Source organism: Rheinheimera fenheensis (assembly GCF_039871805.1).
Taxonomy (GTDB): Bacteria; Pseudomonadota; Gammaproteobacteria; order Enterobacterales; family Alteromonadaceae; genus Alishewanella; species Alishewanella fenheensis.
The window spans coordinates 526,413-542,273 of the sequence record NZ_JBDPJM010000001.1; the positions used below are offsets into that span (position 1 = coordinate 526,413).

Here is a 15,861-nt window from a genome sequence, read left to right on the forward strand (position 1 = left end):
GGGCTAGAACGGGATATCGTCATCAAAGTCGATAGGCGGTTCCATCGGCGCGCGTTGTTGCGGCTGAGCCGGTTGCTGGTAGCCACCTTGTGGCTGTGCCGGCCGCTGTTGAAAGCCACCTTGTTGTGGTGCAGCTTGCTGATAACCACCTTGCGCCGGCGCCTGATAAGCCTGCTGCGGTGCGGCTTGCTGATAACCGCCTTGTTGTTGAGCCGGCTTCTGGTAACCGCCTTGCTGGCCGCCGCTCATACCACCAGCCATGCCACCGCCTTGTTGCTGACCGTCACCACGACCGTCTAACATTTGAAGCTCGTTGGCAATAATTTCAGTGGTATAACGCTCTACACCGTCTTTGTCCTGCCATTTGCGCGTTTTCAGCTTGCCTTCAATATAAACTTTGCTGCCTTTACGCAGGTACTCACCGGCAATCTCGGCCAGACGCTGGTAAATCACTACGCGGTGCCATTCGGTTTGCTCTTTTTTTTCATTAGTGGCTTTGTCGGTCCAGCTTTCTGAGGTGGCTACGGTTAAATTAGCCACTGCGCCGCCTTGCGGCATATAGCGCACCTCCGGGTCAGTACCCAGGTTGCCAATCAGTATTACTTTATTAATGCCACGCGCCATGCGAATTCTCCTAAAATGTTAAGCCCCGGCCGCGGCGATCATCGCCTGCGCCTGCGCTGTGTCAAATTGTGCTGAACTGACTTTCAGATAACAGCGCTGCTCTGCCAGAAGCAATGTCACTTCCTGCACCCCGGCTAATGCCGTTAATTGATTGGCTAGTTGCTTAGCCTGTTGCTCCGACTGTATCGACACCGCCAATGACAAGCGCTGAGCGCGCGGTGGAATGCGAAGGGTGCTGGCAACGAGCAGCCATATTAAACCAATAACTGCCAGCACAGCAAACAGTGATTGGTAGCCAAAATGTTGTACTACGGCACCACCAAGAATGCCGCCTAAAAAGGCGCCGAAAAACTGGCTACTGGAATAAATACCCATAGCACTGCCACGTTGGCCGGCAGGTGCCACCCGTGACACCAGTGCCGGCAAACTGGCCTCTAAAAAATTAAAGCCAACAAAAAATAGCAGCAAGGCGACGGTCAGTGGCCAAAAGCCGGGTACGAGCAGCGCCACTAACATGGCCGCAATTAACAGCGCTATCGCCAGCAGAAAAAAGCCTTTTTCCTGCGCTTTGCGCATAGCGATAATCATCATTGGGATCATCAGCACAAAGGAGCCCAGCAGCAGCGGCAGGTAAAACTGCCAGTGTTGGGTTGAGACTAAACCATATTGCTGTAACAGTGCAGGTAACACCACAAACATGGCGGTAAGCATTAAATGCAGCAGTAGCACACCGGCATCTAACTGCAATAACTGCCGATGTTTCAGCATAGCCAGCAAGCTTTGTGGCAGCGCCAGCGTTTCGGCCATAGGTGCTTTATTCACACTATTTGGCAATAAAAACGCCACCAGCAGCATAGCGATGCACGCCAGCAGCGCGGTAAACCAGAATACGCCAGTTAAGCCGGCCCATTTTGCCAATAGGGGCCCAAGTATCATGGCTGCGGCAAAGCTTAAACCAATACTGGCACCGATAATGGCCATTACTTTTGGCCGCTGTTCTTCACGGGTCACATCGGCAGCAAAGGCCAGTATCGCCCCGGCAATGGCACCTGCACCCTGTAACACCCTTCCCAGCGTCACCAGATACACTGAGTCAGCCAGCGCTGCAACGACCGAGCCCAGCGCAAATAATGCCAGGCCGCCCAACATTACAGGTTTGCGGCCAATGCGGTCAGATAACCAGCCTAAGGGAATTTGCAAGATGGCCTGGGTTAAACCATAAGCGCCAATGGCCAGGCCAATCCACAATGGTGAAAAGCCTTGCAACTGCTGGCCATAGAGGGCAAACACCGGCAATAGCATAAACAGCCCCAGCATGCGGCTGGAAAATACCAGCGCCAGTGCCAGGGCAGAGCGTTTTTCAAGGGAATTTAACTGATGCATTAAACTCACAGCAAAGCGTTTAAATTAAGCGCGCCAGTGTAGCACAGAACCGGCGCGCTTTAAGTAGCTGGCTCGCAACTGTAGTAGTTTATGCCTCACTTATGGCTTATTGCTGGCTTTGGCGGTGAAATAACCCTACCGATAGCAACAGCAGGCTAAGCGGTAGCAAGCTTAAATAAAATGCCGTCTGACCATCGAAACTGGCAAAGGTGTAGCCGGTTATCATAGAGCCGGTGGTACCGCCCAGCGCTGAAAACACCACAATAAGCCCGGTCATAGGAGCATGTTGGACTTTAGGCAATGCACTTAACATGACCGAGTTAATTACCGGGTAGATGGGCGCCATAAACAGGCCAATTAACGGAAACAGATAAGCCGCCAGCGGTGCAGTAAACAGCGTAACCTCAGCATTGTGGGCGATATCCCGTGTTAATGGCAGCGTAAGTAGGATCAGCAGCGCCATCGCAATAAGGCAGCCGTTTAACAGCCAATACCAGGACAGTTTCTTTAAGATAACCCCGGCCGAAATACGGCCCAGCGCTAAGCTGGCGGCAAAAATGCTGGTCAATTGCACACTAAGCTGGTTGGGCAACTGCAGTACTTCGTTATTAAAGGTCGGCAGCCAGCTGCCAATGCCCTGCTCGATTAACACATATAAAAACGCGGATAGCACAAACACAAACACCAGCGGTTTATACACCAGCTGCAGCATGGCGATAAAATCCTGCCGCAGCGCCTGAGTTGGCGGTAACACCAGCTTAGGAAACGGCGTACTGCTTAGCAGCAGCAAATTGGCAACACACAGCAGCGCCAGCAGCCAGTAAACCTGTAGCCAGCTATCTGACGCCGGTGCTGTTGGGTCCATAAAAGCGGCAAACAGCCAGTAGCCCGACAACACCCCCAGCATAAAGCCGCCCTCAATAAAATTTAGCAAAGACGCATGCGCAGCTTTGGTTTCGGTAACCATACCAATGCTGGCGTATACCGAGACTTTTACCAGTGCAAAACTGGCCCCAACGGTGAAAAACAGCAGCTTGGTCGTCCAGAACGCCGGCAATAACGGCATAGCAACACAAGCCAGTGTCACCAGCATTAATGCCAGCTGCAGCGCCAGCTTGTAACCCAGCCGCGGCAGAAAAGAGGCGATGACAAAAGACACCACCGCAATAGGAATATCTTTAAAGCCCTCCAGCACACTGGCCGCTTCTTTACTGATTTGATAGGTGTGGATCACCTGCAAAATCACAGTGCCAACACTGTTGAGCAAAATGGCAAACACAAAGTAGGTCAGCAGCAAGGATAAGCGGATACGCATAGTGGCCATATTGTTGTTCTCTTTTGGCTGTTTAGTACAGCGTCTGTTATTTAACCCTGTTGTCAGTCACTTTGCTGACATTTTGTACTATAGCGCGGTTTTGATGCATATTGCAATCGATTGCAAAAGCTGTATATTAAGCTTATTTACAGCCAGACAAGCGGGTATGCTTTATGTCGTTACAACCTCACGCCGCCGTGCGGCCCCTGACTACCGAGCCCTGGACGCTCACCGACAGCCATTATCAGCCACAGCATCTGCTGCTGCAGGAAACCCTTCTCAGCCTGGGTAATGGTTATATCGGTAGCCGCGGTACCTTGGAAGAAGGTGCGGCAGAAGGTACCGCCAGCTGTGAGGGCACCTATTTAAACGGCGTGTACAGCAGTGAGCCTATTCATTATGGTGAGTCAGCTTACGGCTTTGCCAAACATAACCATAAGATGCTGCAGGTGGCCAACGGCAAGCAGCTTAAGCTGAGTATCGACGGTGAAGCCCTGCATGCTAAAACTGCCGTTAAGCACACACGGCAACTCGATTTACAGAACGGTGTACTCAGCCGGCATACTGAATGGCACAGCCAAAGCGGCAAACAGCTGCGCCTGCAAAGTCGCCGCTTTGTGTCACAGGCCAACCCAAACCTGCTGGCGATAGAGCTGACCCTAACGGCAGTGAATTTTTCCGGCGAAGTGGTACTGCAAAGTGGTCTGGATGCGGCTTATCCGGGTTTTTACAAAAAAGACGACCCAAGGGTGGGTGAAATGTCGATTGCCGACAGCTTAACCCTGCTCAGGCAACAGTTTAATGATGACAACAGCCTGATGCTGCACCGTGCCAAAGGCGCTCATTTTATCGTGGCGGCGGCAGCGAGCCATCTGCTGCCAGACAGCGCCAGCTCACTGGCGCAGGACGACACAACACCTAATAAACTTAACCAACAATTTTCACTGAAACTGGTACAAGGTGAAGCGCAAACCCTGCACAAGCTGGTGATTTACTGCCACAGTGCTGACATTGAGGCGGGCGAGGCCCTGTCGCAACAAGCGCTGCGTTTGCTTAACCGTGCCCGGCAGCAGGGCTTTAACCAGCTGCTAAGCGAACACCAGCAATGGTGGCAGCAATACTGGCAGCAGGCCGATGTGGGTATTGAAGGCGATGTGGCGCTGCAACAAGCCATGCGCTTTAACCTGTTTAGCCTGGCGCAATCGGCCGGTCGTAATGGTCAGAGTAATATCGCTGCCAAAGGCTTAACCGGCCCGGGCTATGACGGTCATTATTTCTGGGATACCGAAATTTACGTGGTGCCGGTAATGAGCCTGACCCAGCCACAGATTGCCCGCGCCCTGCTAAGTCAGCGGTATAGTCAGTTGGATGCGGCGCGCGAGCGCGCCCGGCAGATGTCGCACAGTCAGGGTGCACTGTACCCCTGGCGCACCATCGGCGGTGAAGAGTGCTCGGCCTATTTTCCGGCTGGTACCGCGCAGTACCATATTAATGCTGCTATTGCTTATGCCATTCGCAGCTATTATCTGGCCAGCGATGACTGGGCTTTTATGCAGCAAATGGGCGCGGAAATGCTGATTGAAACCACCCGTCTCTGGCTGCAATTGGGCTTTTTCTCTTCGCGCAGCGGTAAGTTTGAAATTCATATGGTAACCGGGCCTGATGAGTACTCGGCGCTGGTAAACAATAACTTTTACACCAATGCTATGGTGCAATTGCAGCTAAAGTTTACGCTGCAAATAGTGCAGCAACTGCAGGCAGAGCAACACCCGCTGTTGCTGCAACTAGGGGTTACAGAAGCCGAATTACAACAGTGGCAACGGGCTGCCGACAACATGTACCTGCCCTTTGATGACATGCTGCAAATACATGCCCAGGACGATAACTTTTTAAGCCGTAAGCCGTGGGATTTTGCCAATACACCGACCGACAAGTACCCGCTGCTACTGCACTATCACCCGCTGGTGATTTATCGCCACCAGGTGTTAAAGCAGGCCGATGTGGTCTTGGCGCTACTGCTGCTGGACGATGCGATTCCCCAGGCGCAAAAGCAGCGCGATCTGGCCTATTACGAGCCGCTTACCACCCATGACTCCAGCTTATCCAGCTGTATTCACAGCATAGTGTTTGCCGAAACCGGCGACACTGCGCGGGCACACGCGTTTTTTGGTGACAGTGCCCGAATGGATCTGGACAACCACCATGGCAACACCGAAGTAGGCGTGCATATCGCCTGTATGGCCGGCAGTTGGCTGTCGCTGGTGATGGGCTTTGCCGGCGTGCGCTTGCGCGCCGATGGCCTGCACTTTAACCCTCTGCTGCCCGCTCAGCTACCGGGTCTCAGCTTTCGCTTAAATTATCGCGGCCGGCTGCTGCAATTTAGTGCCGACCAGCAACAGGCCAGTTATACACTTGTAAGCGGCGAGCCATTAACACTGTTTCACGCCGCACAAGCGCTGACACTGAATGAAGGTGAAACAACCAGCCGGGTGTTAGGAGAGCATGTATGAGTTGCCAGGCAGTCATTTTTGATCTGGACGGCGTGTTAACCGACACCGCCATTTACCACTTTTATGCCTGGAAGGCATTAGCCGATGAGCTGGGCATTCACTTTACCGAGCAGGATAACGAGCAGCTAAAAGGCGTTGACCGCTTAGGCTCGCTGCGCTGGATTTTGCAACAAGGTGGCTTAACGCTAAGCGGAGCCGAAGAAGCGCGGCTAATGCAGCAAAAAAACGCGCATTATCTTAAGCTTATCGACCACATAACACCGGATAACCTCTACCCCGGTGTGGCAGCGCTCTTTGCGGAATTAAAGCAGCGCGCTATAAAAATTGGCCTGGCCTCGGCCAGTAAAAATGCCGCCTTTGTGGTTGAGCGCTTAGGCATTGCAGCACAGTTTGACTATATTGCCGATGCGAATCAGGTGGTGAACAGCAAGCCCGACCCGGAAGTGTTTTTACTCGCCGCCAAAGGGCTGGGTGTGCCGCCAAAGCACTGTATCGGCGTGGAAGATGCCCTGGCCGGCATAGAAGCTATTAACCGCGCCGGTATGAAAGCCATCGGCATTGGTGATGCAAAAGTACTAAATAGGGCTATCAGGGTATATTCAAGTGTGAAGGCGATAACGCTTGAAGAACTGATAAGTGTCTGAGGGTTCGAGTGGCGGTTAGCATTGCTGACGGGGTGACACAGAGTGTCTGAGCCCTGCCGCAGGCATAAGGGCGACAAATTCGTCAGGAACGAATTTGAACAGCTTTAGCTGGCTTGCGTAAGGCAGGAAGCCTGGAGTAGTTGCTGTGGCGAGCCCGACGGCAATGGTAACGCAAGCCACGGCAAAGTCTCGCCGCGCTAACTTCTCCGCAAGCTCGACTGCCGTTCAATTAACTTAACCGGCAGCAACTGCGAGGCAGCCTTAGCGCCATTGATCTGGCCAAGTAATTGCGCAACCAGTAATTTACCACCGGCCTGAGTGTCCTGCTTCACCGTGGTTAACGACGGCGTACAGTAGGCCGACATGGCAATATCATCAAAGCCCACCAGCGCGACCTGTTGCGGCACACTGACACCGTGCTCCAGCAGCGCTTTCATCGCGCCCATGGCAATAGCATCACTGGCGGCGAAAATACCATCCAGGCTGCCAAGCTGCTTAAACAATGCCTGCTGCGTCTGCACATAACCAGCCTGGGCGGTAAAGTCGGTATTAAGCTGCAGTAGGGGTTCAGGCTTTGTGCCGGCGGCCTGCAAGGCGTCCTGATAACCCAGATAACGCATTTCAATTTCGGTATGGCGGATATCGCCCAAAAAGGCAATGCGCTTACAGCCTTGTGCCAGCAAATGGCTAACCGCCAGCGTAGCGCCCTGACGATTGTCGCTGCCAATAACCGCAAAGGCTTCGCTGCCGGTGGGTGCACCCCAGACGACAAAAGGCACACCGGCACTGCTGAGTTGTTCTACCCGCTCATCATGCTCGCCCTGGCCAATCACAATCAGGCCATCGGCGCGTTTAGAATCGAAGTAGTAGCTGCGCCAGTCTTTGTCAGTGGTTTTGCTGGTGCTCAGCAGCATATCGTAGCCCTGACGGGTCAACTCATCGGCAATAACACCGAGAATGTCCAGCAAGAACGGATCGGTAATGGTTTGCTGGGTTTTGGCATCAAACAGAATAATAACGGCGATAGTATGGCTTTTTTGCGTGCGCAGGCTGCGGGCAGTGGCATTGACCTTAAACTGGTGCTCGGCCGCGATTTGCTGCACTTTTTCCCGCGTTTGCGCATTAATCACCGGGTTATCGCGCAAAGCGCGTGATGCGGTAGATTCCGACACGCCGGCCAGCCGGGCAATATCAGATAAAGTCAGGGTTTTTGCCGGTTTTATTCCCACGTTAACTACTTTTAGTCCGTTTGCACTGCACTTAACGGCAATAATGCCTCAATGGGCACAGGGTCGCAACGGCAGCATTCAGCAAAGTGGACAATTAAACAGCAAAGTTCTTTTGCAATCGTATGCAAAAACAGCAAAACAGCTATTGCAATCGATTGCAATATCACCTATGTTTAAATCCGACCGGCACTGCAGCAAGTAAAACAGGCTAAACCAAGCCATTAATACGCCGGCGTTATAATCGACAGGATAGCAGGAGAACAACAGATGGTAGCCCGACTCAATAAGATCAGCGCCGCACTGGCACTGCTTTGCAGCATGCCCCTTATCGCCCAGACCAACACCGAACAAAACGCCGAGGCCCAAACGCAAGGCGAGATAGAGCAAATAGTCGTCACCGGTAAAGCCAGCGGTATGTCTGGCTTTAAAGTCGACAGCAGCTACGCCATTACCAATGTGTCTGCCGAAAATATTGGCCGGCTGGCACCGAAAAGCACTGCTGAGCTGTTTACCGTAGTACCCGGCGTGTGGGCCGAAAGCTCAGGCGGTATTGCCGGCGCCAACGTCTTTGTGCGCGGCTTTCCCAGCACCGGTGACGCCCCCTTTGTTACCATACAGTTAAACGGTGCGCCCATTTTCCCGCCGCCAACGCTGTCGTTTTTAGAAAACTCATCCATTTTCCGCCTCGATGAAACCGTACATTTTATGGAAGCACTGCGCGGTGGCTCTACCCCTGTGTTATCGAACGGCCAGCCCGGTTTAACCACTAACTTCCTGTTAAAAGAAGGTAGTGAAGTGACCGAAGGCCTGGTGAAATTCTCCACCTCCAGCTACGGCCTGCGCCGGGTAGATGGCGTCGTCAGCGGTGAAATTGCCGACCGGCTTTACGTGATGGCCGGCGGTTACATCAGCAGCTCTGAAGGCCCGCGCGAAACCGGCTTTAACTCAGAAAAAGGCCATCAATTTACCGTTAATGTCACCAAAGAGCTGGATAACGGCAGCATCAATGTGTATACCCGCCAAACCGACGATCACGGTGTCTGGCACCTGCCGGTACCGCTAAATGTGGCCGGGGTGGATAACAGCTACAGCCAGATTGGGCCAAATAACCGCTTGGGTAAAATTGCCTATGGCCCGGATGGCGAAGAGCAAAGCTTTGACTTTGGCGACGGCCGCGGCTGGGATGGCGGCATTACCGGCGGTACTGTTGACTTAGACCTCACCGACAGCTGGCGCTTAATGTACCGCTTTAGCCATATTGCCGGTGCAGCCAATACCTTTGGCCTGGTGCCGGAAGGCGGCGCGACCACGCTTGGCAATGTTGCCGGCGTTAACGGCCCGGTTACTGGCGTAGCCACCGGCACCGTGTATGACAACGATACCGTGGTGCAGCAAATTGGCCGCTGGGTGGTGCTAAAAGACATTGAAGCCTTTACCAACGATATCGCCTTTAGCAAAACCACCGACAACGCCGTATACACCCTGGGGTACTACGCCACTAACTTCTCGGTACAGGACTGGTGGTCTATTGGCAACCAGCTGTGGCATGTGGTGGAAAAAGGTGGCGAAGCACTCAGCGGTATCGACTGTAATGACAACCTGCAAAGCTGCAGCTGGAACTACGATATCGACGCCACCGGTGATGGCGATACCAGTGCCTTTTACGGTGCGGTAGAGTACCAGTTAAATGAGCAATGGCGGGTCGATGCCGGCCTGCGCCGTGAAAACCACAACATCAGCTACGTCGTAGATGAAGGCTTAACCGGCGATATCAGCAAAGCGGTGGATTATGACGAAACGAAAACCGCCTGGACCGCCGGCGTAAACTGGATGTGGCAGCGTAATATGGGGGTATTCGCCCGCGTTAACAAAGGCAATAAAATGCCGTTTTTTGACGATTTCCGCGATAACTATGGCGCCTTTGAAAGCGGCGATAAGCTGATTAAAGAAGTCACCCAGTACGAGTTTGGCTACAAATGGGCCGAGCAGAATTACAGTATCTACTTAACCTCGTTCTACAACGAAGTGGATGGTGAGCTGTTTGTTACCCGCCCGGGTGCACCGGCCGAAGTGTTAACCACCGAAGCCATGGGTATTGAGTTTGACGCTAACTATCGCGCCGATAATGGCTTTGCCGTTAACCTTAATGCCACTGTGCAGGAAACCGAGATTACCAACCACCCGGATCCGCTAGTGGTGGGTAACCAGGCTATCCGTCAGCCCGACTGGATGCTGCGCGTCACACCAAGCTACGGCTTTGACTTGGGCAATATGTACGCTACGGTCTACGGCACTTTATCATCAGTGGCCGACCGCTTTGGTGATAACGGTAACAGCGTGACGCTGGACGGTTACAGCAAAATTGACTTAGGTGTACAGCTGGATGTCACCGAGCGGCTAAAAGCGCAGTTATCGGTGGCGAATCTGACCGATAAGGACGGCATTACCGAAGGCGACCCACGCAGTGCCGGCAGCCCGAACGGCCGCTATATTATGCCGCGTAGCATCGATTTTAATATCAGCTACAGCTTTTAAGATCCTCTCCCCGGTGTTAACCGTATTGCCTCCACTTAGTGCGGAGGCTTTTTTTTCTGCCCATCTAGTGTATATTTGTACAGTTTTGCTGCCTTTAATGCCCAACCGGAAACCATTATGGATAAAATCGACATTCGCGGTGCCCGCACCCACAACCTGAAAAACATCTCGCTGACCATACCGCGCGATAAACTGATTGTGATCACCGGCTTGTCCGGCTCGGGCAAATCATCGCTGGCATTTGATACGCTGTACGCTGAGGGGCAGCGCCGCTATGTCGAATCGTTATCCGCCTATGCCCGGCAATTTCTAAGCCTGATGGAAAAGCCCGATGTTGACCATATCGAAGGTTTATCACCGGCCATTTCTATTGAGCAAAAATCGACTTCGCACAACCCGCGCTCTACTGTGGGTACCATTACCGAAATTTACGACTATCTGCGTTTGCTGTTTGCCCGCGTCGGCGAACCGCGCTGCCCAACGCATGATTTACCTCTGGCAGCACAAACCATCAGCGAAATGGTCGACAAGGTCACCACCTTCCCCGAAGGCACCAAACTGATGGTGTTAGCGCCGGTGGTGCAAGAGCGCAAAGGCGAGCACGTAAAAACACTGGAAACCTTAGCTGCCCAGGGCTATATCCGCGCCCGCATCGACGGCGAAGTGTGTGATTTATCTGATCCGCCTAAGCTCGACTTACACAAAAAGCACACCATTGAAGTGGTGATCGACCGTATTAAAGTGCGCGACGACATTAAAACGCGGCTGGCCGAATCCTTTGAAACCGCGCTTAGTTTGTCCGGCGGCGTGGCAAGGGTAGCACTGATGGACGAGCCGGATGCTGAGGAGCTGGTGTTCTCGGCCAATTTTGCCTGCCCCAGCTGCGGTTATTCCATGGTTGAGCTGGAGCCACGGCTATTTTCGTTTAACAACCCGGCCGGTGCCTGCCCCAGCTGTGATGGCCTGGGCGTAAAGCAATATTTTGACCCGAACAAAGTTATTGTCAGCGACGAGCTTAGCCTGGCCGGTGGTGCGATACGGGGTTGGGATAAGCGTAATTTCTATTATTTCCAGATGTTAAAGTCGTTAGCCGACCACTATGGCTTCGCGCTGGATGTGCCCTTTAACAGCCTGACAAAAAAACAGCAGGACGCCATTTTATACGGCAGCGGCCATACAGTAATCGATTTCAAATACCTCAACGATCGCGGCGATATCGTGCAGCGCAGCCATCCATTTGAGGGCATTTTACCTAATATGGAGCGGCGTTATCGCGAAACCGAATCCAATGCGGTGCGCGAAGAGCTGAGTAAGTACCTGGCGCATCAGGCCTGCCCCAGCTGTCATGGCACCCGCTTGCGCGAAGAAGCCCGCCATGTGTTTATCGGCCAGACTAATCTGCCACAGGTGGTTGAATTGTCGATTGGCGACTGTATGGCGTTTTTTCAGCAGTTAACACTGACCGGCCAAAAAGCACAAATTGCCGAGAAAGTATTAAAAGAAATCCAAGACCGGTTAAGTTTTCTGGTTAACGTTGGCTTGAACTACCTGAACCTGTCGCGCAGCGCCGAAACCCTCTCCGGCGGTGAAGCACAGCGCATTCGCTTAGCCAGTCAGATTGGTGCCGGTTTAGTTGGCGTGATGTATGTACTGGATGAGCCGTCGATTGGCCTGCACCAGCGCGATAACGATCGCCTGCTTGGCACCTTAACCCACCTGCGTGATTTAGGTAACACTGTGATTGTGGTCGAGCACGATGAAGACGCAGTACGGATGGCCGATCATATTATCGACATTGGCCCGGGTGCCGGTGTACACGGCGGTAATATTGTTGCGCAGGGTACGCTGGATCAGGTCATGGCGGCACCGGACTCATTAACCGGCCAGTATTTGGCCGGTACGCGCAAAATTGAGGTACCGCAAAAACGCCACAAACCCGGTAAGAAATGGCTAGAAGTGTTGGGCGCCAGTGGCAATAACTTAAAGAATGTCGATATTGCCATTCCGTTTGGCCTGATGACCTGTGTTACCGGTGTATCCGGCTCAGGCAAATCAACGCTGATTAACGACACCCTGTTTCGCGTCGCACATAAGGTGTTAAATAAAGGCGAGGGCGATGACGCCGCGCCGCACCGCGAGATAAAAGGCCTGGATCACTTTGATAAAGTGATTGACATCGATCAGAGCCCGATCGGCCGCACGCCGCGCTCCAATGCCGCCACCTACACCGGCATTTTTACCGCCGTGCGTGAGCTGTTTGCCGGTACTCAGGAAGCGCGCTCACGTGGTTATCAGGTGGGCCGCTTTAGCTTTAACGTTAAAGGCGGCCGCTGTGAAGCCTGTCAGGGTGATGGTGTTATTAAGGTAGAAATGCACTTTTTACCCGATGTCTATGTGCCGTGCGATGTGTGTAAAGGTAAGCGCTATAACCGTGAAACGCTGGAGATTAAGTACAAAGGCAAGAATATCCACGAAGTACTGGATATGACCGTCGAAGACGCGCTGGACTTTTTTGACGCCATACCGGCGATTAAGCGTAAAGTACAAACCCTGATGGATGTAGGCCTGTCTTACATTAAGCTGGGCCAGTCGGCCACCACCTTATCTGGCGGTGAAGCCCAAAGGGTAAAACTGGCGCGCGAGCTAAGCAAACGCGATACCGGTAAAACGCTGTATATTCTGGATGAGCCCACCACCGGCCTGCATTTTTACGACATTCAGCAACTACTTAACGTACTGCACCGGCTGCGCGATCACGGTAATACTATCGTAGTGATTGAACACAATCTGGATGTGATTAAAACCGCCGACTGGATCATCGACTTAGGCCCCGAAGGCGGCAGCGGTGGCGGTGAAATTTTAATCGCCGGCACACCAGAGCAAGTTGCGGCCTGTGAAAAGTCCTACACCGGGCATTATTTAAAGCCATTGTTAACTAAGTAACTTGTCAGATGCGGCGCTTATAACCAGCGCCGCACGTTTTCGCAGTAAGCCTGATAATCAGCACCAAACTTCTGCAGCAAAAAGCGCTCTTCCGGTGCTATCTGAAACCGGTTTATATACAGTACAAACACTGGCAGCAAGGCAAAAGCAGCAGCGTTCATCAAAAAACACGCCAGTGCTGCCAGTAGCAATAAAAAGCCAACATACATAGGATTACGGCTGTAGCGATAAATGCCGCGAATAACCAAACTAGAGCTTTGCTGCGGCACCCGTGGGTCTACTGTGGTATTCGCGCGGCGAAATGCCAGTACACCGGCCAGTGCTACAGCCGCACCGCTAATCGCAAAAATGCCCGCCAATACAATGTGCCACATCACCTGTTGCATCAAAGGTGGCACCCACTGCGCCAGCGCCCACATAGCTAAGGCAAACAGCAGCACCAACACCAGCGGTGGGATTTTAAGTTCAAATGCTTTCATCACGGGTATCCATTCATTTTCTGTAGTTGCATCATACTACTTAGCAAACTCTACAGACTGGGAATTTGTTGAACTGACACTTTTAGGCGCAGAGAAGTGTTGAGTTTTCACATTTTTATGCGCAGAAAAGTGTGGGATATTGGGTTTTAAAGCGCAGAAAAGTGTGAAGCGGCTGTCACGCTTGCTGAAAAATATGAGAATAAAAAAGGGGCAACAACTGTTGCCCCAAAAACGCTAGTGTAGCTACCAGAGGAAATTAGAACTGGCCAGTAACGCCTAAGCTGTAAACTTTGTAGCCAGAGAAATCGCTGTTGCTGGCAAAGCGGGCTTCTAACGCCCAGTTGGTGTTAAAGAAGTGCTTGGCATTCAGGCTGTAATTGTCAGCCTTGTCGTACGACAAGCCAACAGAGGTCATTTGGCTGAAGTAGTAATCGGCTTCTGCTGCCCAGCTTGAGCTGCCATCGTTGTCTGCTAACGCCACGCCTACTGCAATATAACGGCCTTCGTTCAGTGCAGCAAAGTACTTGCTGCTTAACGTGAAGTAGTCAAACTCGTCGTCTACTTCGGCAGTAAAACCAACGTAGTCATTACCTTGCAGCTGGTGGTTGTAGCTGGCAGAGAACCAGTAAGTCGTGCTTTCGTCTTCTGGTTTAACCGCACGGGCGCGCACAATAAAGTTATCTGATACCAAGTAGCCCAGACCAAATTCGTTAATATAGTCACCGCTTACGCGGTTGTGCTCAGCAGATACCACTAAGCCGTTCGCTGCGAAATACTCACCGCCCAGGCGCAAGAAGTTTTCGTCAAAGGCGCGTGAATAACCGGCATTAATGTTGGTTACTTTATTGATGTACTCGAATTGATCTAACGGGCCTAAAGTCACTTTTTTATCGAAGAAGTAAGTGCCGTTTAAATGCCAGTTGGTTTCGTTGTCGCCACTAACACGGGCATGGTCAGCGCGCAGTTCGGTGAACAGCTGGTAGTCTTCTGCAGATACAGCAGTAGTGGCGGCCAGTGCGACAACAGGTAATACATACTTTAACGTCATTGTTTCAGATCCCTAAGTTGGTAATAGCGGCGCGCATACTACAGAGGGCAGCTTTGAATGTAAAACAAAAGTTCAATTTTATTTTACAAAATAAACTAATTGGCTACTTTTCAACCTTAAAAGGGGACATTATTCTGATAGCGGTGTTAACTCAGGCTATTTAGCCTAGCTGCACTAAATAGCGGCGTAACTGCGCTACCCGCTCTGGCCGGTTAAACAGCTGGTACAACTGCAGCCAGTCGGCCGGCGGCATCCAGCAGATACCGTCTTGCCAGTGGCAACGCTGCGGTACAAAAGTCCACTGCGTTTGTTGTTGCTGCTGCACCACCGCAATACCGGCCATTAGCTCAATGTCTGGCCAGCCTGAGCGACTAAAACGGCAAAAGTGCGCTGACGCATAAAGCGGGTGCGGCCCGACCGGCTGCAAGCTGAAATTGGCATTAAGCACAGCGCAAATCACGGTAAAGTCTATTTCAGTGCAGACGATATCAATATCATTAGGCGCAGGTTCCAGCCCCAGCTGCCACAGCAGGCAACTGCCGCCAATGCCAAATTGAAACGGTTGCAGCAGGGCGCAAAGCTGTTGTAACTGCGTCTTTAACTCAGGGTGTTTCATCTAACGCCTTTATTAGTTGGGCCAGATAGACCAGCTTTTCATTATTGAGCTGACGATAGTCAAAATACGGGCAAACCAACAACCTGTTGTGCTGATCTATAGCAAATTCATTATTCAACCAGTGTAGCTGTGCCGGCAAACCACTCTCCAGCAGGGCTTTAGCATAAGTACGGCCGGCGATAATATGCACGGTTTTTTCTGCTGGCATTAGCTCAGGCGCACTAAATAGCAACGCAGTTTGGCTACCCGCCTGCAATAGCTGCCGATCTCGGTACTGTTGCCAGCTTAGTGCCTGTTGTGCAAACGCAAAATGCTTAATGTCCAATACAAACAACAGCTTGGCGTAAACATTAAACAGCTTACGCCAGCCATTACCGCAGGTGCGGTTGATAAGCTCGAGCTCGCCGGCCTGCATCGGCTGCACGCCAGACGACGATGCATACTCAGCCATCGGTGGCCGTTTATCGACATAAACACGAATAACAGCGGCGTTGTCGCCAAAGCCGGTCGGGCTGATAGATGGCATGGTGATCAC

12 protein-coding genes are annotated in these 15,861 nt (G+C 52.2%); 4 read left to right on the plus strand and 8 right to left on the minus strand.

What is annotated here, in order from left to right; translation table 11 throughout:
- Positions 1-3 precede the first annotated feature (3 nt).
- The 3 genes from ssb to ABGI61_RS02245 all read right to left on the minus strand — a co-directional run bounded on the left by ssb (position 4) and on the right by ABGI61_RS02245 (position 3,331).
- Entirely contained in the window at positions 4-624 is a 621-nt protein-coding gene (ssb, locus tag ABGI61_RS02235) for a single-stranded DNA-binding protein (RefSeq protein WP_347596198.1), read from the minus strand.
- Between the two features lie 18 nt (positions 625-642).
- Positions 643-2,007, minus strand: a complete 1,365-nt coding sequence (locus ABGI61_RS02240; RefSeq protein ID WP_347596200.1) for an MFS transporter — start codon at positions 2,005-2,007, stop codon at positions 643-645.
- A gap of 106 nt (positions 2,008-2,113) precedes the next feature.
- Positions 2,114-3,331 carry an MFS transporter gene (locus ABGI61_RS02245; RefSeq protein WP_347596202.1) on the minus strand — a complete coding sequence of 406 codons (1,218 nt, stop codon included), beginning with the start codon at positions 3,329-3,331 and terminating at the stop codon, positions 2,114-2,116.
- A 164-nt stretch (positions 3,332-3,495) separates the two neighbouring features.
- Here ABGI61_RS02245 and ABGI61_RS02250 point away from each other — a divergent pair, with 164 nt between their 5' ends.
- Both ABGI61_RS02250 and pgmB read left to right on the plus strand, forming a co-directional pair.
- Entirely contained in the window at positions 3,496-5,832 is a 2,337-nt protein-coding gene (locus ABGI61_RS02250) for a glycoside hydrolase family 65 protein (RefSeq protein WP_347596205.1), read from the plus strand.
- Complete coding sequence (gene pgmB / locus ABGI61_RS02255) at positions 5,829-6,476, plus strand: beta-phosphoglucomutase (protein ID WP_347596208.1); 648 nt, start codon at positions 5,829-5,831, stop codon at positions 6,474-6,476. The genes ABGI61_RS02250 and pgmB overlap by 4 nt, the downstream gene beginning before the upstream one ends.
- A 197-nt stretch (positions 6,477-6,673) precedes the next feature.
- Here the strand turns inward: pgmB and ABGI61_RS02260 are convergent, their stop codons facing one another.
- Positions 6,674-7,705 carry a LacI family DNA-binding transcriptional regulator gene (locus ABGI61_RS02260; protein ID WP_347596211.1) on the minus strand — a complete coding sequence of 344 codons (1,032 nt, stop codon included), beginning with the start codon at positions 7,703-7,705 and terminating at the stop codon, positions 6,674-6,676.
- Between the two features lie 267 nt (positions 7,706-7,972).
- Between ABGI61_RS02260 and ABGI61_RS02265 the strand changes: the two genes are divergently transcribed.
- Together ABGI61_RS02265 and uvrA are read left to right on the plus strand one after the other, a co-directional pair.
- Positions 7,973-10,240, plus strand: coding sequence for a TonB-dependent receptor (locus ABGI61_RS02265; RefSeq protein ID WP_347596214.1), 2,268 nt, complete (start codon positions 7,973-7,975; stop codon positions 10,238-10,240).
- A 117-nt stretch (positions 10,241-10,357) separates the two neighbouring features.
- On the plus strand, positions 10,358-13,183 hold the full coding sequence (gene uvrA, locus ABGI61_RS02270; RefSeq protein ID WP_347596217.1) for an excinuclease ABC subunit UvrA: 2,826 nt from the start codon (positions 10,358-10,360) through the stop codon (positions 13,181-13,183).
- A 17-nt stretch (positions 13,184-13,200) separates the two neighbouring features.
- Here the strand turns inward: uvrA and ABGI61_RS02275 are convergent, their stop codons facing one another.
- From ABGI61_RS02275 to ABGI61_RS02290, 4 genes are all read right to left on the minus strand, one after another.
- Positions 13,201-13,662 carry a methyltransferase family protein gene (locus tag ABGI61_RS02275; RefSeq protein ID WP_347596220.1) on the minus strand — a complete coding sequence of 154 codons (462 nt, stop codon included), beginning with the start codon at positions 13,660-13,662 and terminating at the stop codon, positions 13,201-13,203.
- A gap of 256 nt (positions 13,663-13,918) precedes the next feature.
- Entirely contained in the window at positions 13,919-14,710 is a 792-nt protein-coding gene (locus tag ABGI61_RS02280; RefSeq protein WP_347596223.1) for a putative porin, read from the minus strand.
- Between the two features lie 160 nt (positions 14,711-14,870).
- A complete protein-coding gene (locus ABGI61_RS02285) occupies positions 14,871-15,326 on the minus strand; it encodes a hypothetical protein (protein WP_347596226.1) in 456 nt (151 codons plus the stop codon).
- Positions 15,313-15,852, minus strand: coding sequence for a DUF6942 family protein (locus ABGI61_RS02290; protein WP_347596229.1), 540 nt, complete (start codon positions 15,850-15,852; stop codon positions 15,313-15,315). Before ABGI61_RS02290 ends, ABGI61_RS02285 begins: the two co-directional genes overlap by 14 nt.
- Between the last annotated feature and the right edge of the window lie 9 nt (positions 15,853-15,861).

Coding starts and splice junctions, on each gene's coding strand:
- pgmB (WP_347596208.1), top strand. CDS start 5,829: ATGAGTTGCCAGGCAGTCATTTTTGATCTGGACGGCGTGTTAACCGAC.
- ABGI61_RS02245 (WP_347596202.1), bottom strand. CDS start 3,331: ATGGCCACTATGCGTATCCGCTTATCCTTGCTGCTGACCTACTTTGTG.
- ABGI61_RS02290 (WP_347596229.1), bottom strand. CDS start 15,852: ATGCCATCTATCAGCCCGACCGGCTTTGGCGACAACGCCGCTGTTATT.
- ABGI61_RS02280 (WP_347596223.1), bottom strand. CDS start 14,710: ATGACGTTAAAGTATGTATTACCTGTTGTCGCACTGGCCGCCACTACT.
- ABGI61_RS02275 (WP_347596220.1), bottom strand. CDS start 13,662: ATGAAAGCATTTGAACTTAAAATCCCACCGCTGGTGTTGGTGCTGCTG.
- ABGI61_RS02250 (WP_347596205.1), top strand. CDS start 3,496: ATGTCGTTACAACCTCACGCCGCCGTGCGGCCCCTGACTACCGAGCCC.
- ABGI61_RS02265 (WP_347596214.1), top strand. CDS start 7,973: ATGGTAGCCCGACTCAATAAGATCAGCGCCGCACTGGCACTGCTTTGC.
- ABGI61_RS02285 (WP_347596226.1), bottom strand. CDS start 15,326: ATGAAACACCCTGAGTTAAAGACGCAGTTACAACAGCTTTGCGCCCTG.
- ssb (WP_347596198.1), bottom strand. CDS start 624: ATGGCGCGTGGCATTAATAAAGTAATACTGATTGGCAACCTGGGTACT.
- uvrA (WP_347596217.1), top strand. CDS start 10,358: ATGGATAAAATCGACATTCGCGGTGCCCGCACCCACAACCTGAAAAAC.
- ABGI61_RS02240 (WP_347596200.1), bottom strand. CDS start 2,007: ATGCATCAGTTAAATTCCCTTGAAAAACGCTCTGCCCTGGCACTGGCG.